Origin of the sequence: Comamonas sp. SCN 65-56, assembly GCF_001724135.1 — a bacterium.
Taxonomy (GTDB): domain Bacteria; phylum Pseudomonadota; class Gammaproteobacteria; order Burkholderiales; family Burkholderiaceae_C; genus Comamonas_C.
Map to the genome: position 1 here is coordinate 544,070 of NZ_MEDS01000025.1, position 20,274 is coordinate 564,343.

15 protein-coding genes and 1 pseudogene are annotated in these 20,274 nt (G+C 66.0%); 10 read left to right on the plus strand and 6 right to left on the minus strand.

Features of this window, described 5'->3' with window-relative positions:
• Positions 1 to 21 precede the first annotated feature (21 nt).
• Positions 22 to 1,119: a phosphotransferase gene (locus tag ABS45_RS15505; protein WP_291557056.1), complete on the minus strand. Its 1,098-nt coding sequence runs from the start codon at positions 1,117 to 1,119 to the stop codon at positions 22 to 24.
• 99 nt (positions 1,120 to 1,218) lie between these two features.
• Here ABS45_RS15505 and ABS45_RS15510 point away from each other — a divergent pair, with 99 nt between their 5' ends.
• The 3 genes from ABS45_RS15510 to rsmA are packed head-to-tail and all read left to right on the plus strand — an operon-like array spanning position 1,219 to position 5,904.
• Positions 1,219 to 3,621, plus strand: a complete 2,403-nt coding sequence (locus ABS45_RS15510; protein ID WP_291557060.1) for an LPS-assembly protein LptD — start codon at positions 1,219 to 1,221, stop codon at positions 3,619 to 3,621.
• Positions 3,622 to 3,641: 20 nt separating this feature from the next.
• Positions 3,642 to 5,123 (plus strand): peptidylprolyl isomerase, encoded by a 1,482-nt coding sequence (locus ABS45_RS15515; protein ID WP_291557064.1) that lies wholly within the window; start codon positions 3,642 to 3,644, stop codon positions 5,121 to 5,123.
• A gap of 7 nt (positions 5,124 to 5,130) precedes the next feature.
• A complete protein-coding gene (gene rsmA, locus ABS45_RS15520) occupies positions 5,131 to 5,904 on the plus strand; it encodes a 16S rRNA (adenine(1518)-N(6)/adenine(1519)-N(6))-dimethyltransferase RsmA (RefSeq protein ID WP_291557067.1) in 774 nt (257 codons plus the stop codon).
• Positions 5,905 to 6,019: 115 nt separating this feature from the next.
• Here rsmA and ABS45_RS15525 read toward each other — a convergent pair whose 3' ends face one another.
• From ABS45_RS15525 to ABS45_RS15540, 4 genes are all read right to left on the minus strand, one after another.
• Positions 6,020 to 6,151, minus strand: coding sequence for a hypothetical protein (locus ABS45_RS15525; RefSeq protein WP_291557069.1), 132 nt, complete (start codon positions 6,149 to 6,151; stop codon positions 6,020 to 6,022).
• Positions 6,152 to 6,225: 74 nt separating this feature from the next.
• On the minus strand, positions 6,226 to 6,651 hold the full coding sequence (locus ABS45_RS15530) for a barstar family protein (protein ID WP_291557072.1): 426 nt from the start codon (positions 6,649 to 6,651) through the stop codon (positions 6,226 to 6,228).
• Between the two features lie 116 nt (positions 6,652 to 6,767).
• The gene (locus tag ABS45_RS15535) at positions 6,768 to 7,103 is read right to left on the minus strand and encodes a ribonuclease domain-containing protein (protein WP_291557298.1); all 336 of its coding nucleotides are present in this window, start codon (positions 7,101 to 7,103) and stop codon (positions 6,768 to 6,770) included.
• A 240-nt stretch (positions 7,104 to 7,343) separates the two neighbouring features.
• Entirely contained in the window at positions 7,344 to 9,671 is a 2,328-nt protein-coding gene (locus ABS45_RS15540; protein WP_291557075.1) for an NADP-dependent malic enzyme, read from the minus strand.
• A 98-nt stretch (positions 9,672 to 9,769) separates the two neighbouring features.
• Between ABS45_RS15540 and ABS45_RS15545 the strand changes: the two genes are divergently transcribed.
• The 7 genes and pseudogenes from ABS45_RS15545 (at position 9,770) to selB (ending at position 19,515) form a co-directional block, all read left to right on the plus strand.
• The gene (locus tag ABS45_RS15545; protein ID WP_291557078.1) at positions 9,770 to 10,012 is read left to right on the plus strand and encodes a 4Fe-4S binding protein; all 243 of its coding nucleotides are present in this window, start codon (positions 9,770 to 9,772) and stop codon (positions 10,010 to 10,012) included.
• Positions 10,013 to 10,232: 220 nt separating this feature from the next.
• A complete protein-coding gene (fdnG, locus tag ABS45_RS15550; RefSeq protein WP_291557081.1) occupies positions 10,233 to 13,313 on the plus strand; it encodes a formate dehydrogenase-N subunit alpha in 3,081 nt (1,026 codons plus the stop codon).
• Between the two features lie 2 nt (positions 13,314 to 13,315).
• Positions 13,316 to 14,169: pseudogene (gene fdxH / locus ABS45_RS15555) on the plus strand (formate dehydrogenase subunit beta).
• Positions 14,166 to 14,795 carry a formate dehydrogenase subunit gamma gene (locus ABS45_RS15560; RefSeq protein WP_291557084.1) on the plus strand — a complete coding sequence of 210 codons (630 nt, stop codon included), beginning with the start codon at positions 14,166 to 14,168 and terminating at the stop codon, positions 14,793 to 14,795. Before fdxH ends, ABS45_RS15560 begins: the two are co-directional and overlap by 4 nt.
• A 333-nt stretch (positions 14,796 to 15,128) precedes the next feature.
• The gene (gene fdhE / locus ABS45_RS15565) at positions 15,129 to 16,124 is read left to right on the plus strand and encodes a formate dehydrogenase accessory protein FdhE (protein WP_291557087.1); all 996 of its coding nucleotides are present in this window, start codon (positions 15,129 to 15,131) and stop codon (positions 16,122 to 16,124) included.
• Entirely contained in the window at positions 16,124 to 17,605 is a 1,482-nt protein-coding gene (gene selA, locus ABS45_RS15570) for an L-seryl-tRNA(Sec) selenium transferase (RefSeq protein ID WP_291557091.1), read from the plus strand. Before fdhE ends, selA begins: the two co-directional genes overlap by 1 nt.
• Entirely contained in the window at positions 17,602 to 19,515 is a 1,914-nt protein-coding gene (gene selB / locus ABS45_RS15575) for a selenocysteine-specific translation elongation factor (protein ID WP_291557094.1), read from the plus strand. Before selA ends, selB begins: the two co-directional genes overlap by 4 nt.
• Before the next feature lie 271 nt (positions 19,516 to 19,786).
• On the opposite strand, the gene ABS45_RS15580 is transcribed toward selB, so the two are convergent.
• The gene (locus ABS45_RS15580) at positions 19,787 to 20,257 is read right to left on the minus strand and encodes a carboxymuconolactone decarboxylase family protein (protein ID WP_291557097.1); all 471 of its coding nucleotides are present in this window, start codon (positions 20,255 to 20,257) and stop codon (positions 19,787 to 19,789) included.
• Between the last annotated feature and the right edge of the window lie 17 nt (positions 20,258 to 20,274).

Genomic DNA, 20,274 nt, shown 5'->3' on the forward strand with positions numbered 1-20,274 from the left:
AGGGCTGAAGGCCGATTTCATTCAAATTCTGCCAAAGGCATAGCCTTGGGCAGCCTGCGTGCCTTCGATCTGATCGATCAGGCGCAACAGCGGCCCCAGCTCGCGGTAGCGCGCGCAGGTGGCGCGCATATAGGCGATGAAGCGCGGCGCATCGGCGAGGTACTTCGGTTTGCCGTCGCGCAGCGTGATGCGGGCAAAAATGCCGGCCACCTTCAGGTGCCGCTGCAGTGCCATCCAGTCCACCGCGCGGTAGAACTCACCGAAGTCCGCACCCCAGCCACTCCCGCTGACAGCGCCCAGCAGCCCAGCCTTTCTGGCCTTCTCCCAATAGCGCACGGTGAGGTCGATGACGAAGTCTTCCTCCCAGCTGATGAAGGCGTCGCGCATCAGGCTGGCGATGTCGTAGGTGATGGGGCCGTAGACCGCATCCTGAAAATCCAGCACCCCGAGCTGTTCATCGCCGCCCACAATGAGATTGCGCATCATGTAGTCGCGGTGCACGAAGACCGGGGGCGCCGCCAGGTTCTGCGCGACGATGGCGTCGAACGCCTTGGCCAGCACCGCCTGCTGCTTTTCATCCAGCACGGTCTGCCGGTGGCGCGCCACATACCAGTCAGGAAAGAGCTGCAGCTCGCGGCGCAGCAGCGCCTCGTCATACGGCGGCAACACGCCGGGGCGGCTGGCCTTCTGCCAGTCGATGAGGATGTCGATCGCCTGCAGGTACCAGGCATGCGCCGCCTGCGGCTGGGCGGGGTCGAGGTTTTCGATCGCCGTTGGGGCGCCCAGGTCGGTGAGCAGCATGAAGCCATGCGCCTCATCCCACGCCAGAATCTTCGGCACGCGCAGGCCGGCGGTCTGCATCAGCGCCTGCACGGCGACAAAGGGGCGGCAATCTTCCTTCTCGGGCGGCGCATCCATGATGATGCGGGCCGCGCCATCCGCGGCATCAATGCGCAGGTAGCGCCGAAAGCTCGCATCACTGCTGGCGGTGCGCAAGGAGGAAGGCTGCAGGCCCTGGCTTTGCGCCAGCGGAGCAAGCCAGGCCTGGAACACCGATTCGCGGGCAGGGTCGTCCCAGGCCACCGCGGGCGGGCTGGGGGAATGGGGCACAGTGCTCATGGATAATGGCAATTGTAGGGGCCGGGTCTGCCGGATTTTCCCCATAGACCTGTGCCGGGCCGGTGCGCCAGCCGCCCAGGGCGCCTGAATACTCCATCCGTGCCACCACCCCTGTCCCTGCCGCTTTGCCGCCTGCCGAGCCTGGTCTGCGCCGGGCTGCTGGTCTGCGCCGGGCTGCTGGTCTGCGCCCAGGCGCTCGCCCAGCAGGATGGGGCACCGCTGCCCGCCCCGACGCTGCAAACCTCGCCGCAGCTGGCCGAAAAGGCGCCTACGCCGCCTTCCGCCCTGCCCACCTTTGTGCGCGGCGAGCGCATCGAGGGGCAGACCGACGTGCAGATCAACATCCAGGGCGATGCCGAGCTGCGCCGCGGCGACACCGTGATCCATGCGGACCGCATGGACTACGACATCCCCGAAGACCGCGCGCGCGCCAGCGGCCATGTGCGCATCAACCGCGGCGGCAACCTCTACGACGGCCAGCTGCTCGATCTCAAGGTCAACGCCTTCAACGGCTTTTTCACGCAGATCGACTACCGGCTGCTGCAGACGGGCGGCCACGGTGTGGCCAGCCGCGTGGACTTCATCGACCACGACCATTCGGTCTCGCACGACGCCACCTACACCACCTGCGAAAAAGACAACGAAGCCAGCTGGCAGCCCGACTGGGTGCTGCGCGCCCAGACGCTGACGATAGACAAGGTGCAGGACGAAGGCGTGGCCACCAATGCCGTGCTGGAATTCAAGGGCGTGCCCATTCTGGCAACCCCCTGGGTCAGTTTCCCGCTGTCCAACCAGCGCAAGTCCGGGCTGCTGCCGCCCACGCTGGCGCTGGACAGCACCAGCGGCTTCGTCTACGCCCAGCCGTATTACTGGAACATCGCGCCCAACCGCGACGCCACCTTCACGCCGATGCTGATGTCGCGCCGCGGCGTCGCGCTCAACTCGGAGTTTCGCTACCTGGAGCCGCGCTACAACGGCGAGCTGGGGCTCAATTACATGCCGGCGGACCGGCTGCGCGATCGCAGCCGCTGGCTGGGCCGCATCCAGCACAACGCGCAGATCGCCTCGCCCCTGGGTGACCTGGGCCTGGGGCTCAGCATCCGCCGCGCCAGCGACGACAACTACTGGCGCGACTTCCCCCAGCGCGGTGCCAGCAACACCAATCCGCTGGACACCACCGCGCAGCGGCTGCTGGCGGCCGATGGCAGCCTGCGCTGGTCCCGGGGCAACCACGCGGTCAGCCTGCGCACGCTCAAGTGGCAGACGCTGCAGGACGTGACGTCGCCGATCACCCCGCCCTACGACCTGCTGCCGCAATTGCACTGGGCCTACACGCCCGACAGCGTCGGCTCGGGGCTGGATCTGCGCCTGGATGGCGACTACACGCATTTCCGCGGCGATCGCAGCTTCTACACCCAGCCCAATGCCGCACGCAGCTACTTCGTCGCCCAGCTCAGCCGCCCCTGGCTCACGCCGGCGAGCTTCATCACGCCGCGCCTGCAGCTGCATGCCACGCGCTACCAGTTCGATACACCGCTCGCCACCGGGCAGACCGCCATCACCCGCGTGCTCCCCACCTTCAGCCTCGACAGTGGCCTGGTGTTCGAGCGCGACGCGGCGTATTTCGGCCGCGGCTTCGTGCAGACGCTGGAGCCGCGCGCCTTCTACACCTTCACGCCGCACCACAACCAGAGCATGCTGCCGGTCTACGACACGGCGCAGACCGACTTCAACTTCGCCTCCATCTACACCGAGAACTCCTTTGGCGGCAACGATCGCATCGCCGACAACAACCTGCTGACGCTGGGCGTGACCACGCGGCTGCTGGACCCGGGCAGCGGCGCCGAGGCCGTGCGCCTGGGCCTGGCGCAGCGCCTGCGCTTTTCCGACCAGACCGTCACCATGCCCGGCCAGCCCATGGTGAGCGAGCACCTGTCGGACATCCTGCTCGGTGCCGGCATCCACTGGGTGCCGCAATGGAGCTTTGACTCCACCCTCCAGTACAACCCCAAGCAGGGCAAGTCGCTGCGCGCCACCATCGCCGCGCGCTACACCCCGGCCAAGTACCACACGCTCAGCGTGGCCTACCGCAAGCAGGATGTCACCGGCCCCTTCACCGTGGCCAGCAAGCAGCTGGACCTGGGCTGGCAATGGCCGCTGTCCGATGTGTTCGGATCGTCCGGCGGCAGCCCGACCGGGCGGGACGGGCGCTGGTACAGCGTGGGACGCCTGAACTACAGCCTGATGGATCGCAAGCTGACGGATGCCATCATCGGCGCCGAATACGACAGCTGCTGCTGGACCGGCCGCGTGGTGCTGGAGCGCCTGCAGATGGGCGCCACCACCTCGAACACGCGCATCCTGCTGCAACTTGAGCTCAAGGGCCTGTCGCGCCTGTCGTTCGGCAACAATCCGCTGGCCAGCCTGCAACAGAACGTGCCGGGTTACCAGACGCTCGAGAGCCGCCAACCCGTCCCCAGCCGCTTCACCCGCTACGATTGAGTGCCAACCCTTTATCCGCCATGACACCACGCGCCCGATACTCCGCCCTCGCCAGCCTGATGGCCCTGGCGCTGCTTGCCGCGCCGGCCAGCCACGCCCAGAGCCAGAAACCGTCGGGCAAGGCCGCGGCGCCCGCTGCGCGCAAATCCGTCGCACCGCCCAAGGCGGCAGCGGCCGCTGCCGTGCCTGCAACGCCAGCACCGGCGGCGGTGCCCGCCGCGGCTGCGGTGCCCGCCGCGGCTGCGGCCAGCGCCAGCCCACAGGCGCTGGCGCCGCGGTCGGCGGATTACATCGTCGCCGTGGTGAACTCCGAGCCCATCACCAACAACGAAGTGCGCGCGCGCGCTGCCCGCATCACCGACCAGATGCAGGCCCAGGGCGCCGCCATGCCGCCGCGCGAACAGCTGCTGCATGAAGCGCTGGAGCGCCTGATTTCCGAGAACATCCAGGTGCAACTGGCGCTGGAATCCGGCATCAAGGTGGACGATTACGCCATCGATCAGGCGGAACGCTCCGTCGCCCAGCAAAACGATGTCTCGCTGCAGCAGCTGCACCGCCAGCTGGCACAGGAGGGAATCTCCGTCGAACGCTTTCGCCGCGAGCTGCGCAACCAGCTGCTGACGCTGCGCATCCGCGAGCGCGACGTCGAGTCACGCGTCAAGGTCAGCGACGCCGACGTAGACCAGTTCATGCAGGAGCAGGCGCAAGGCGCGGACCAGGCCACGCAGGCCATCAATCTCGGCCACATCCTCATCGAGGTGCCGGAGAACGCCAGCCCGCAGCAGGTGGCCGAACGCCAGGCCCGTGCCGACGAAGTCGCGGCCAAGCTCAAGGCGGGCGCGGACTTCGCCGCGCTGGCGCGGGAATACTCCGACGCCCCCGAGGGCCGCTCCGGCGGAGAGCTCGGCCTGCGTCCCGAGGACCGCTACCCCGAGCTGTTCCTGGAGGCCACCGCCAAGACAGCCGTCGGCGCCGTGGTCGGGCCGGTGCGCTCGTCGGCGGGCTTCCACATTCTCAAGGTGATCGAGCGCTCCAAAAACGGCCTGCCCACCATGGCGGTGCAAACACATGCGCGGCACATCCTGCTGCGCGTCGGCCCCAACCAGACCGAGGCCCAGGCGGCCGCCAAGCTCGAGGAGCTGCGCCAGCGCATCGTGAGCGGGCAGGGCTCGTTCGAAGCGCTCGCGCGCGAATACTCGCAAGACGGCAGCAGCAGCCAGGGCGGGGACCTCGGCTGGTCCTACCCCGGCCGCTACGTGCCCGAGTTCCAGCAGGCGCTGGACCAGCTCAAACCCGGTGAAGTCAGCCAGCCCGTCGTCACCCGCTTTGGCGTGCACCTGATCCAGCTCGAAGGCCGGCGCAAGGTGAAGCTCACGCAGCGCGAGCAGCGTGACCTGGTGCGCGACGCAGTGCGCTCGAAGAAGCTGGACGAGGCTTACGCCAACTGGATGCGCGAGGAGCGCGCGCGCGCCTACGTGGAGATGCGCGAGCCGCCGCAATAAAGCTGGCATGCAGCACATCCCGCGCAAGCGCTTCGGCCAGCATTTCCTGCGGGACGCGGCCATCATCGACGCCATCGTGCGCGCTATTCAGCCGCGGCCGGGCCAGGTGATGGTGGAGATCGGCCCGGGCCTGGCGGCGCTCACCCAGCCGCTGCTCGAACGCCTGGGGGCACTCACCGTCATCGAGCTGGACCGCGACCTTGCCGCGCAACTGCGCCGCAACCCACAACTATCGGTGATCGAATCCGATGTATTGAAAGTGGATTTTGCGCAGATTGCAAGCGCGCTAGCAGCTATCAAAATCAGAATTTGCGGCAACTTGCCCTACAACATCTCCACACCCATCCTGTTTCACCTGCTGGCGTTTGCCGAAGTGATCGAAGACCAGCACTTCATGCTGCAGAAAGAGGTGGTGGATCGCATGGTGGCGCCCTGCGACAGTGCCGCGTACGGGCGGCTTTCGGTGATGCTGCAATGGCGCTATGCGATGGAAGATGTGCTCTTCGTGCCGCCAGCAAGCTTTGATCCGCCGCCGCGGGTGGACAGCAGCGTGGTACGCATGCTGCCATTGGCCACGCCGGCGCCGGTCAATGCGGCGCTGCTCTCGCAATTGGTGCAGGCCGCGTTCAGCCAGCGCAGAAAGCTGCTGCGTCATCCGCTCGCGCCCTGGCTTGCGACGCACGGCTACGGCGGGGACTTTGATCTGCAGCGGCGCGCGCAGGAAGTGCCGGTGCAGGAATACGTACAGCTGGCGCAGGCGCTGACCGCCGCCAGCGCCTGACGCTCGTGCTCATACGACTTTGCATTCAAGCGCAGAACAAGGCGGGAAGCCGTAGACAGTGCTCTGGCACGGCAAGGCGAACCAACGCAGTGATGCGTTTGAAGGCGAAGTCGTATCAGGCGGCGTCCGCCAGCCAGTAGGCGCTGTTGAAGGGGCTGCTCATGCGCAGCGCCAGCGGCGAGACATCCAGCAGCTTGTCGGTGGGCATGCGCTCACCGGATTCGGCGTCGATTTGCACGCCGTGCACGGCCAGAGACTGGGCAGCCTGGAGCTGCTCGGCCTCATCAGCCCGTTCCGCAGGGCCAAAAGTCGCGGAACGGGCTACAGAAAAGAATAGAAGCAGCGAAACGCAATGCGCCGGTCGCCCCAATATTCCGCGGCATCGCGGAAGATGTCGAGCAGTTGCTCGCGCGCTTCCTTGTCGAACTTCACGGTCGCAGGAATCTGCTCGAGCACCACGACAAAGCCCGGCTGCGGCCCGGCCTTGTGCAGCGGATCGGTCATGCAATCGTAGAGCGCATCGAAGTTCTTGCCGAAATGCGCCGGAAACAGAAACTGCTGCGCCAGCAGGTCCAGCACATCCTGTTTGGTCTGTGCATGGGCGAGGTTGGCGTACAGGAAGTGGTGGCCGAGCCGCGCGGCCGTCTCCTGCAGGTCGTTCACGCTGAAGGCGCGAATCGACTGCACGATGTTGGCGCGCACGTTGCGCAGCAGGTTTTCATCGTCTTGACGAAGTGGCATGTCCATCTCCGCAACTCTTTCTGTCAAAAGTTCATCAAAAGCATTGGTCTTGTCGCCCCATGTCGACAAGGCTTGGGTGTCCGCGGCGCCAGCCGTTCGATCGCGATCAAAGGCAGACGGCATCACGGCGTGATCACCCTGAAACTGGTGTAGTGGTCGCTCGTGTAATAGCAGGCATCGGGCGTGCGCGGCGCTCCGCCGCAAACAATGCGCTGCGCTCCGCGCCCGCGCTGACCCTTCGCCCGTACCGTGTATTCGCGGTAATACCCGCGTTTGTGCACGGGCAACTGCCGCTCGTAATTGCCGAACACCGAACCATCCTTGTCGTACGGGAACGGGCCGCCTTGCCGGATCAGCGCATAGGTCGCGCGCCCGTTGGCGGGCAGCTGCTCGACGCTGATCGACGTTGCGGCGGTCGGCTCTGCCACTCCCCGCGCAGCTGCGGGCAGGGCCAGCATGCACACCATGCCGACGAGCCCCGCGGCAAGCCACTGGCGCGCGCCCCCGGCAAGTGAAATTCCCATTGGCAACCGCCTTACACAAGCAATCACAAGCAACCCGTCGGCAGCGCCAAACTAGGGTTTACCCGAAATCAAAACGCACTAGTGTGACAAAAACGGCCTGAAAATGCAAGTCTGTGCTGAAAAAATGGGCAGAGCCCCAGGGTTTACCCGGGGTTTTGTGCAGGTGCACAAAATTCACGTCTGTGCTGCAGCCTGCTCGGCGTTGGCATCGGTCACCGTGAGCGCCACCATGTTGACGATGCGCCGTACCGTGGCGCTGGGCGTGAGCACATGCACCGGCGCCGCCGCGCCCAGCAGCATCGGGCCGATGGCGATGCCGCCGCCCGCCGCCGTCTTGAGCAGGTTGTAGGCGATATTGGCCGCGTCGATGTTGGGCATCACCAGCAGGTTGCAGCTGCCCGTCAGCGCGCTGTTGGGCATCAGCGCCTTGCGCGCCTTGGCGTCTAGCGCCACGTCGCCATGCATCTCGCCCTCCACCTCGAGCCAGGGCGCCTGCTGCTGCAGCAACTCCAGCACCTGGCGCATCTTGACGGCGCTGGGCTGCTGGCTGGAGCCAAAGTTGGAATGCGACAGCAGCGCCGCCTTGGGCTTGATGCCAAAACGCAGAATCTCCCGGGCCGCCATCACGGTGATCTCGGCCAGCTGCTCGGCGCTGGGGTCGTAATTGACGTGGGTATCGACGATGAACACCTCGCGCTCGGGCAGCAGCAACGCGTTCATGCAGGCGTAGGTCCTGGCGCCCTCGCGCTTGCCAATGACCTGGTCGATGTACTGCAGGTGGTGCTGGGTGCTGCCCCAGGTGCCGCAGATCAGGCCGTCCACCTCGCCGGTGTGCATCAGCATCGAGCCAATGAGCGTCAGGCGCCGGCGCATCTCGATCTTGGCGATCGGCACTGTCACGCCCTTGCGTTCGGTCATGCGATGGTAGGTCTGCCAGAAGCCGCGGTAGCGCTCGTCGTGCTCGACGTTCACCACATCGTAGTCCTGCCCTTCCTTCAGGCGCAGGCCGAATTTTTCGATGCGCTGCGCGATCACCGCCGGCCGCCCGATCAGCGTCGGGCGGGCGATATGCTCGTCAAACACGATTTGCGCGGCGCGCAGCACGCGCTCTTCCTCGCCCTCGGCGAAGGCGACGCGCTTGAGCTCGCCCTGGCGCGCGGCCATGAACACCGGCTTCATCATGGTGCCCGAGGCGTAGACCAAGGTCTGCAGATGGTCGGTGTAGGCCGCCATGTCGACGATGGGGCGGCTGGCCACGCCGCTGGCCATCGCCGCCTGCGCCACCGCCGGCGCGATCTTCATCATCAGGCGCGGATCGAAGGGCTTGGGAATCAGGTATTCGGGACCGAACGAGAGTTGCTCGCCGGCGTAGGCCGCCGCCACCACCTCGCTTTGCTCGGCCCGCGCCAGTTCGGCAATCGCACGCACTGCCGCAATCTCCATCTCGGTGGTGATGGTCGTGGCACCGCTGTCCAGTGCCCCGCGGAAGACATAGGGAAAGCACAGGACGTTGTTGACCTGGTTGGGATAGTCGCTGCGCCCGGTGGCGATGATGGCGTCGCCGCGCACCGCTTGCACTTCCTCGGGCGTGATCTCCGGGTTGGGGTTGGCCAGCGCGAAGATCAGCGGGTGCGCCGCCATCTTGCGCACCATGTCCTGCTTGAGCACGCCGCCGGCGGACAAGCCCAGGAAAATATCGGCGCCGTCGATGATGTCGGCCAGCGTCCTGGCATCGGTCTGCTGCGCGAAGGCCGCCTTGGCCTCGTCCATCAGCTCGATGCGGCCCTGGTAAACCACGCCGGCGATATCGCTGACCCAGATGTGTTCGCGCGGCAGGCCGAGCTTGACCAGCAGGCCCAGGCAGGCGAGCGCCGCCGCCCCGGCGCCCGAGGCGACGAGCTTGACCTGGCTGATGTCCTTGCCGGCGACGGCCAGTGCGTTGAGCACCGCCGCGCCAACAACGATGGCGGTGCCGTGCTGGTCATCGTGAAACACCGGAATCTTCATGCGCTCGCGCAGCTTGCGCTCGACATAGAAGCAGTCGGGCGCCTTGATGTCTTCCAGGTTGATGCCGCCAAAGGTGGGCTCCAGCGCCGCGATGATCTCGACCAGCTTGTCTGGGTCCTTCTCGGCGATCTCGATATCGAACACGTCGATGCCGGAGAACTTCTTGAACAACACCCCCTTGCCTTCCATCACCGGCTTGCCGGCGAGCGGCCCGATATCGCCCAGGCCCAGCACCGCGGTGCCGTTGGTGACCACGCCAACCAGATTGCCGCGCGCGGTATAGCGAAAGGCCGCCGCCGGGTCCTTGACGATTTCCTCGCAGGGCGCCGCCACACCCGGCGAATACGCCAGCGCCAGCTCGTGGCGGCTGGCCATGGATTTCGTCGCCTGGATGGCAATCTTGCCGGGCCGGGGGTGTTCGTGGTATTCCAGCGCGGCGCGGCGCAGGACTTCACGTTTGTCGGGAGCGGAATCGAGGATGGTCAGATCTGGCATGCGCCGATTGTCGCCGCTCGCGAAATGCCGAGCGCACAGGGGCGATCACGATAACCATTGCCGCGAGCAGCCATCGCGTCGCATGGCATGCTGCGCGCATGCACGCTGCGCACAAGGCCATCCCCGCCATCGACCTCGGCCGCTGCACCGGTTGCGGCTGGTGCGTGGCGGTGTGCCCGCCGCATGTACTCTCGCTGCATGCGGACCGCGACGCGCCCGGCGCCAGCAAGCATTCGGTGCTTGACGACGCGCCGGACTGCACCGGCTGCGCGCTGTGTGCGCTGCGCTGCCCGTTCGATGCGATACGCATGGTGCGCCGTCCAGTGCCGGATGCGGCGTGAACCCGGGCCTGGCCGCGACTGCTGCCGGCCACCGCGTGCAGCTCGCAGCCGAAATGCCGTGAAAGTCATCCCGCAGGCACTTGCGCGACTTTGCATCAGGGTTTACCTGATGTAACAAACATCACCAAATACCTAGACTGGCCTTGCATCTTTCGATGGCAGGGTTTTTTACTGTCATCGCGAGCATGGCTTTTCTCCACAACCGAAAGGAGAGTTTCCGATGGACATGCACCGCAGACAGTTCTTCCGCGTCAGCGGGGCGGGACTGCTCGGCTCCAGCATGGTGGCCCTGGGCTTTTCGCCCACCGCCGCACTGGCCGAGACACGCGCCTACAAACTGACCGCCGCCACGGTCACCCGCAGTACCTGCCCGTACTGCTCGGTAAGTTGCGGCATGCTGATCTACACCCTGGGCGACAAGTCGAAGAATGCGACACGCAAGGTGATCCACGTCGAGGGCGACCCGAGCAACCCCGTGAGCCGCGGCTCGCTGTGCCCCAAGGGCGCAGGCGTGATGGACATGATCAACTCCCCGGGACGCGTCAAGTTCCCCGAGGTGCGCGAGCCCGGTACCAAGGAATGGAAGCGCATTTCCTGGGAGGACGCGCTCAATCGCATCACCAAGCACATGAAGGCGGACCGGGATGCGAACTTCCAGCTCAAGAACGATGCCGGCACGACGGTGAACCGCTGGCTGTCCACCGGTTTCCTGATCTGCAGCTCGTCTTCCAATGAATCCAGCTATATCTCGGTCAAGGTCGCGCGCGCCCTTGGCATGGTAGGAATCGATACACAAGCACGCGTTTGACACGCACCGACGGTGACCAGTCTGGGCCCGACATTCGGTCGCGGAGCGATGACCAATTCATGGACCGACATTCGCAATGCCGATCTGATTCTCGTGATGGGCGGCAATGCCGCAGAAGCCCACCCGGTTGGCTTCAAATGGGTGGTGGAGGCCATGCAGAAACGCAAGGCCAAGCTGATCTCGGTGGATCCGCGCTTCAACCGCACTTCCGCGGTGGCGGATTTGTATGCGCCGATTCGCAATGGCAGTGACATCGCCTTCCTCGGCGGCGTCATCAACTGGCTGCTGAGCAACGACAAAATCCACCACGAGTACGTCAAATTCAATACCGACGCCACCTTCCTGCTCAAGCCTGACTTCAAGCTGGAAAACGGCATCTTCAGCGGCTATGACGAGGCCAAGCGCAAGTACGACAAGTCCACCTGGGGCTACCAGTTGGGCGAGGACGGCTTTGTCAAGGTCGACGAGACGATGCAGGATCCGCTGTGCGTCTACCAGCAGCTCAAGCACCACTACAGCCGTTACACGCCGGAGATGGTGGAGAAAATCTGCGGCACGCCCAAGGACAAGTTCCTCAAGATCTGCGCGATGCTGGGCGAGATGTCGGCGCCGGACAAGACCAGCACCATCTGCTATGCGCTGGGCTGGACGCAGCACACCGTGGGCAGCCAGAACATCCGCACCATGGCCATGATCCAGCTGCTCTTGGGCAACATGGGCCGGCCGGGCGGCGGCGTGAACGCGCTGCGCGGGCACTCCAACGTGCAGGGCGTGACGGACATGAACGCGTATGCCGAGGTGCTTTCGGGCTACCTGGGCGCGCCGATGGACAGCGACACCACCTACGAGGGCTACATCAAGCGGCTCACGCCCAAGGCGCTGCGACCCAACCAGTTCAATTACTGGAGCAACTTCTCGCGCTTCTTCAACAGCCTGATGAAGTCCTACTACGGCAAGGCTGCCACCAAGGACAACAATTTCTGCTACGACTGGGTGCCCAAGTTCCCCGGCGCGTTCGACATCATGCACATGTTCGAGCTGATGAACCAGGGCAAGATGGGGGGCTTCATCTCGCAGGGCTTCAACCCGCTGGCGACGGTGTCCAACAAACCCAAGCTGCTGGAAGGCCTGAAGAAGCTCAAGTACCTGGTGATGATCGACCCGCTGGAAACCGAAACCAGCGAGTTCTGGCGCAATTTCGGCGAGTTCAACGACGTCAAGCCGGAAGAAATCCAGACCGAGGTCTTCCGCCTGCCAGGCGCCTGTTTCGCTGAAGAAGAGGGCAGCTTCACCAACTCCAGCCGCGTCGCGATCTGGAAGGAAGAAGCGGTCGAGCCCCCAGGCGAAGCCAAGGTGGATTCGGAAATCATTGCCGAGCTCTTCGTGCGCCTGCGTGCGATGTATGCCAAGGATGGTGGCGCCTTCCCCGACCCCATCCTGAATCTGGACTGGCCCTACGTCATCCCGGACAAGCCGACATCGGCCGAGCTGCTGCGCGAGATCAGCGGACGGGCGATCAGCGACGTGCATGCGCCCGCAGACCCAGCCAAGCCGGATGCACCGCCCGCGGTGCTGGTGAAGGCCGGGCAGCAGGTGGCGGGTTTCGCGTTCCTGCGCGACGATGGCTCCACCGCCTGCGGCAACTGGCTGTATGCGGGTGCCTGGTCCGAGGCCGGCAACCTGACGGCGCGCCGCGACCTGTCCGACCCGACGGGCTGGGGCGTCTACCAGAACTTCGGCTTTTCCTGGCCGGCCAACCGGCGCATCCTCTACAACCGCGCAAGCGCGGACAAGGATGGCAAGCCCTGGGCGCCGAACAAGAAGTACGAGTACTGGAATGGCTCGGTCTGGACCGGCGCCGACGTGCCCGACATGCTGCCCACGGCCAAGCCGGAGATCGGCATGGGTTCGTTCATCATGACGCCCGAGGGGGTGGCGCACCTGCATGCCATCGGCATGGCGGACGGCCCCTTCCCCGAGCACTATGAGCCGATCGAGACGCCGGTGGGTGTGAATCTGCTGCACCCGGACAACCCCAAGGCGCTGAACAATCCGGCCGTGCGGATATTCAAGAGCGACGAGGGCAAGTTCGGCACCAAGGACAAGTTCCCCTATGCCGCAACCACCTACCGCCTGACCGAGCACTTCCACTACTGGACCAAGCACTCCAAGCTCAATGCCATCATGCAGCCCGAGGCGTTTGTCGAGATCAGCGAGGAGCTGGCCAAGGAGAAGGGCATCAAGAAGGGCGACAACGTGAAGGTCAGCAGCATCCGCGCCTCGATCGTCACCAAGGCCGTGGTCACCAAGCGCATCAAGCCGTTCATCATCGATGGCAAGCCGGTGCACCTGGTGGGCATCCCCATCCACTGGGGTTTCAAGGGACAGACGAAGAATGGCTACCTGGCCAACGCGTTGACGCCGTTCGTGGGCGACGCCAACTCGCAGACGCCGGAGTTCAAGGCCTTCCTCGTCAACATTGAAAAGGTGTAGCCATGTCGAGTCTGCAATCACTGGATGTGGTCGCCCGCTCGGCCACGACGTCGCCGAGGTCGCCAAGCTGATCGATGTCTCCAAGTGCATAGGCTGCAAGGCCTGTCAGGTGGCATGCTCGGAGTGGAACGACCTGCGCGACGACGTGGGCAGCAACCTGGGCGTGTACGACAACCCTGCGGACCTCTCGCCGCAGAGCTGGACGCTGATGCGCTTCTTCGAGGTCGAGCCCGAGAAGGACAAGCTGGAGTGGCTGATCCGCAAGGACGGCTGCATGCACTGCGAAGACCCGGGCTGCCTGAAGGCCTGCCCCTCGCCGGGCGCCATCGTCAAGTACGCCAACGGCATCGTCGACTTCATCAGCGAGCACTGCATAGGCTGCGGCTACTGCGTCAAGGGCTGTCCGTTCGACATCCCGCGCATCAGCGAGAAGGACAACAAGGCCTACAAGTGCTCGTTGTGCTCCGACCGCGTGAGCGAGGGCATCGAGCCGGCCTGCGTCAAGACCTGCCCGACCGGCGCCATCACCTTCGGCACCAAGGAGGACATGCTGGAGCATGCCGAGCAGCGCACCGTGGAGCTCAAGGAGCGCGGCTATGCCAATGCCGGGGTCTACAACCCGGCGGGCGTGGGCGGCACGCACGTGATGTACGTGCTCAAGCATGCCGACCAGCCCGAGCTGACCGGCCTGCCGCGTGATCCGCACATCAGCGCGGCGGTCGGCCTGTGGAAGGGCCTGGCCAAGCCGATCGGCCTGGCAATCATGGCGGGGGCGGCGTTTGCCGGGTGGTTCCATTACCTGCGCAAGGGTCCGCTGGAAGCGCCTGAGGATGCAACCGAAGGAGAGCAGCAATGAAATCACCGCAATTGCAACGCTACAGCGCGGGCCAGCGCTCCAACCACTGGGCGGTCGTCACCTGCTTCGTGCTCGCGGGGGTATCGGGCTTCGCGCTCTTTCACCCGGCGCTGTTCTGGCTGACCAACCTGCTGGGCGGACCGCAGTGGACGCGCATCCTGCACCCTTACATCGGCATTGCGATGTTCATCCTCTTCCTCGGCATGTTCTTAATGTTCGTGGGCGCCAACGTCTGGCGCAAGGAGGATTCGGCGTGGTTGGGCAGTGCGAGCCGGCTGATCTCCGAGGGCAACGCCGCGAAGATGCCGGCCGTGGGCAAGTACAACGGCGGGCAGAAGCTGGTGTTCTGGGTGTTCACGCTCTGCCTCATCGTGCTGCTGGCCACCGGGCTGCTGTTCTGGCAGGCATGGTTTGCCGCGAGCGTGCCCATCCCGTTGCAGCGCATTGCCGTGTTGCTGCACGCCATTGCCGCCTTCGTGCTGGTGCTGGGCGTGATCGTGCATGCCTATGCGGCCATCTGGGTCAAGGGCACGCTGGGCGCCATGGTGCGTGGTACCGTCAGCGCCGCGTGGGCCAAGCACCACCATCCGCTCTGGTACCGCGACCAGGTGGCCGGCAAGAAGTGAGCTTGTCTTTCTGAAATCCGGGCCGCCTGCGGGTGTTCTGCACCGAGGCGGCCTTTTTTCGCCCTGTTTTTTCTCACTGAGAAGCTGGCCCTAAAAACGGCAGTTGACCGCTTGTTATCTTCGATAAGGTCTTATGAAGGTTGTGTTTTTTGCCCTTCGCCTGGTTCACCTATGGGGTGACCACGCTATGCACCCACCAGCACCACGCTCGACACGCCATGCGGCGTTGTTCGTCCTTGCGCACAGGAGTGCGCTGCGTCCTCTCGCCTTGCCTGACGCGCCGATCGCGGCGCTGGCGGGCGCATCCAACTGCCGTTTTTAGGCTGACCGATCTTGAACTCGCCCGAATACCAACCGTTTCAGCACACGCCGGAAGAGATCGCGCTGCGTTCCTCGCTCGACGTGCCGCTGCTGCTGCTGCCCAAGCGCGGCAGCGTGTTTGCCGATCGCGCACTGCGCCTGCGCCAGAAGGCCGCAGACCACGCGATGCGCGACTATCTGATGTTCATGGCCGTGGTCTGCGAGGCGCAGCACGCGCGCCTGCCGCAGTTCCCCCAGGTACCGATCCCGACGCAGGCGCAGATCGATGCGGCGGCGCACGAGGGCACGGCGCTGCTGGCCACCGACCGCTGGCCGCGCGACCCGGCGTGGCGCGGCGAGCTGCGCGCGTTGCTCGCGCAGGTGCTGCAAAAGCTGCCTGCCGACAGCCCGGCACGCGCGGGCGTGCAGGCGGTCATGGATATTTCCGATGACATGCTGGAGCAGCAGGCCGACCGGCTGCTGGCCGGCATCACGCTGGGCCTGGATCTGGCGGCCGCACCGCTGATCGCGGCCGGGCTGCAGCTCTATTGGGTGCACCTGGTGACGAGCACCAGCCAACTCGGTCCGACGGTGTTCAGGCCGCGCGAAAACAGCAACCGCTGCCCCTGCTGCAACAGTGCACCCACCGCCAGCCTCACGCGCGTGGGCGGCAAGCAGGAGGGCCAGCGCTACCTGTGCTGCAGCCTGTGCGGCACTCAGTGGCTGATGGAGCGCGTGCAATGCACGCATTGCCTCTCGGACAAATCGGTGCGCTACCGCGGCCTGCAGCCGGCGGATGCCGTCGCCGACCCCGAGAAGGCCCCGGCGATCGAGGCCGAGACCTGCGACGCATGCAAGCACTACCTCAAGACCATGCACATGGCGCGCGAGGTGCACGTGGAGCCGGTGGCTGACGACCTGGCCTCGCTGACGCTGGATCTGCTGGTGTCCGAGGAGGGCTACATCCGCAGCGGCACCAACCTGCTGTTGCTGTTTGGCGACCCCGAAGCCGAACCTGAAGGCGCCTGATGAGCGCGCCAGAGGAATCCGCGGTGCGCGGTTCGTCGGCTTCCAACAGCTCCGATACCGCCACCCCCAAAGACCTGCCCGCACTGGACAGACTGCTGCACGTGCCCGGCGTAGCGGCACTGATTGCCGAGCAGGGGCACACCCTGGTCGCGGGCGAGGCGCGTGCGCTGCTGGCGGCGCTGCGCACCCAGGCGCTGGCAGGCACTTTGCCATTCCCGGCCATCACACCAGATGCACTGAGCGCGCAGCTCGCGCAGCGCGTGGCAGAGCGCCTGGCGCCGCGCATGCGCCAGGTGCTGAATCTCACGGGCACGGTGCTGCACACCAACCTGGGCCGCGCGGTGTTGCCGCAGGCGGCGATCGCACGGGTGCAGGCCCTGATGGCCGCGCCCAACAACCTGGAGTTCGATCTGCAGACCGGGCGCCGCGGCGATCGCGACAGCCTCGTCGAAGGCTTGCTGTGCGAGCTCACGGGGGCCGAGGCGGCCACGGTGGTGAACAACAATGCGGCCGCCGTGCTGCTCACACTGGCGGCGCTGGCACCGGGGCGCGAGGTGGTCGTCTCGCGCGGTGAACTGGTGGAGATCGGCGGGGCCTTTCGCATGCCCGACGTGATGGCGAGCGCCGGCGCGCGCCTGGCGGAAGTCGGCACCACCAACCGCACGCATCCGCGCGACTATGAAGCCGCGATCAACGCGCAGACCGCGCTCTTGATGAAAGTGCACACCAGCAATTACCGCGTGCAGGGCTTCACCAGCGCGGTGAGCGAGGCACAGCTTGCGCCCATCGCGCACGCCCACGGCCTGCCGCTGGTGACCGACCTGGGCAGCGGCGCGCTGATCGACATGACCCTGCATGGCCTGCCTGCGGAGCCCACGCCGCGCCAGATGCTGCAGGATGGCTGCGATCTCGTCACCTTCAGCGGTGACAAGCTGCTCGGCGGCCCGCAGGCCGGGCTGATTGTCGGCAGCAAGGCGCTGGTGGCGCGCATCAAGGCGCACCCGATGAAGCGGGCGCTGCGCATGAGCAAGCTGCCGCTGGCGGCGCTCGAAGCCACGCTGCAGCTTTATGTGCGCCCCGAGCACCTGGCAAGGGAATTGCCCACGCTGCGACTGCTGACCCGCCCGCTGGCCGATATCGAGGCCACCGCCCGCACCGTGCTGCCGGTGCTGCATCGGGCACTGGCGCCGCGCTACACGGTCGAGTCGGTGGCGCTGCAAGGGCAGATCGGCTCCGGCTCGCTGCCGGTGGAGCGCCTGCCTTCCAGCGGTCTGGCTCTGGCGCCGGTGGACAAAAAAGGCAGCGGACGTGCGCTGGAGGCGCTGTGCACGGCGCTGCGCAATCTGCCGCTGCCAGTCATAGGCCGCATCCATGAAGACCGGCTGCTGCTGGACATGCGCTGCCTGGAAGAGGTGCAGGATTTCATCAGTCAAATTGGCCATTTGCGCTTGACAGACATGCGCGAACAGCTATCTCCATGATAGTAGGCACCGCCGGCCACATCGACCACGGCAAGACCACACTGGTGCGCGCGTTGACGGGCGTGGACACCGATCGCCTGCCCGAGGAAAAAAAGCGTGGCATCAGCATCGAGCTCGGCTACGCCTACCTGGACGCACCCGGCGGCGCGCGCATCGGCTTCATCGATGTGCCCGGCCACGAGCGCCTGGTGCACACCATGGTGGCGGGCGCCAGCGGGGTGGATTACGCGCTGCTGCTGGTGGCAGCCGACGACGGCGTGATGCCGCAGACATGCGAGCACCTGGCCGTGCTGTCGCTCTTGGGCATTGCGCGCGGCGCGGTCGTCATCACCAAGGCCGACCGCGCGGACGCCGATCGCCTGGCGCAGGTGCGCGGCGAGATCACGCCACTGCTGGCAGGCACCTGTCTTGAGCATTCCCCGGTCGTCACCGTCTCGGCCCAGACTGGCGCTGGCATCGACGCCCTGCGCACTCTGCTTTTCGAAGCTGCCACCGCAGACGCAGCATGCGCTGTTGATGGTTTGGACGCTCAAGGTTTTCGGCTGGCGATTGACCGCGCCTTCACGCTGGCAGGCACGGGCACGGTGGTGACCGGCACCATCCACGCCGGCAGCGTGCGCGTGGGCGATGAGCTTGCGCTGGTCCCCGCCGCCGCCGGCACGCCTGCCACGGTCCGCGTGCGCGGCCTGCATGCGCAAAACCAGGCGGTGCAGAGCGCCCATGCGGGCCAGCGCTGCGCCGTGGCGCTGGCCGGCGTCGCGCGCGAGGCGGTCGGCCGCGGGCAGTGGCTGACAGCGCCCGGCATGGCGGTGGCGACGCAGCGCCTGGACGTGCAGCTCACGCTTTGGCGCGGCGAGGCGCAGGCGCTGCGCTCCGGCGCGCATGTGCTGGCGCATATCGGCGCCGCGCAGGTGAGTGCCAGCGTTGCGCTGCTGGATACCGATCTGCTGGCTCCGGGCGCCAGCGCGCTGGCACAGCTGGTGCTGCAGGCGCCCGTCGGCGCCTGGCATGGCGAGCGCGTACTGCTGCGCAACAGCGCGGCCAGCCGCACGCTCGCGGGCGGTCGGGTGATCGACCCGCTGGCCCCCACGCGCTTCCGCCGCACGCCGCAGCGGCTGGCCGAGCTGGCCGCGCTGCAGCAAGCCAGCCCGGCGGCGCGGCTATCAGCCCTGCTCGCCGTCGCGCCCTACGGGGTCGATCTCACCCGCTTTACCGCGGCCCAGGGTCTGCGGGCCTTGCCTCATGAATACGTGCCAAACACCGCTTTGACGCAGACAAATCAAGCGCTGGGCGCTATGCAAACAGAAGCTATCAGCGCTGCCGTGCTGCAGGCGCTGGAGGCGTTTCATGCGCGCCAGCCTGATGAGCTCGGCCCCGACAGCGCGCGTCTGCGCCGCCTGACGGCACCGCGCCTGCCCGCCGCACTGTGGCAGGCGCTGCTGGCGCGGCTGGCGGCCGCCGGCCAGCTCGTGCTGCAGGGCGCCGTAGCGCATTTGCCAGCCCATGGCGCGCAGTTGTCGGAGACGGAAACGCGCATTGCCCAGAAGATCGCGCCGCTGCTGGCCGCCGCCGGCTTTGAAGGCAGTTGGGCGCGCGACATCGCGCGCCATGCGCAGGAGCCCGAGCCGCTGGTGCGCACCACGCTGGCGCGCCTGGCGCGCCGCGGCGAGCTTCATCAGATCGTCAAGGACCTGTATTACCCGCCCGCTGCGATGCAGCAACTGGCACGGATCGCGCGCACGGTGGGCGCGGCCCACGAGGGCGTGGCGCTGGCGGCCGATTTTCGCGATGCGACTGGCCTCGGGCGCAAGCGCGCCATCCAGATCCTGGAGTACTTCGATCGCATCGGCTTTACCCGGCGCGTCGGCGACAAACACAAGCTGCGCGCCGAGTGCACGCTGTTTGCTTAGCCTAAATCCGGCAGTCGGATGCGCCTGCCAGTACCGTGATCGGCATGCCAGGCAAGGCGTGAGAACGCAGCGCACTCCTGTGCGCAAGGACGAACAACGCCGCATGGCGTGTCGAGCATGGTGCTGGCAGGTGCATAGCGCTCTCACCTTCCCGGTGAACTGTGCCGAAGTCACAAAAATCAGTATTCACAACAACTTCCAGAGGCTCGCAAGCGGTCGACTGCCGGATTTAGGCTCAGGGCGATGCTTCGCCCTGAACACACGCCGGCAACTACTTCTTGGGGTGCGGGCTGACGTAGTCGCCCACCGTGGAACGAAACGCAATCGCCATGCGGTTCCAGCTGTTGATGGCAATCACCGCCAGCGTCAGATCGACGAGGGCTTTCTCGTCGAAATGCTTGCGCACCTCGTTGTACAAGTCGTCGGGCGCGCCATGGGTGGAAATCTGCGTGATGGCTTCGGTCCACGCCAGCGCGGCGCGCTCACGCTCGGTGTAGAAGCTGGGCGCCTCGCGCCAGGCCGAGAGCAGCACCAGGCGCTGCAGGCTCTCGCCCTGCGCCACCGCGTCCTTGCTGTGCATGTCCAGGCAATAGCCGCAGCCGTTGATCTGCGAGGCGCGCATCTTCACCAGCTCCAGCAGCGATTCCTCGATGCCCGTCTTGTGCACTTGCATCTCGGTATGCAGCAGCGCCTTGAAGGCCTCGGGTGATGCTTCCTTGTAGGAAAGCCGTTGTTCGTGCATGGTGTTCTCCGTAAACC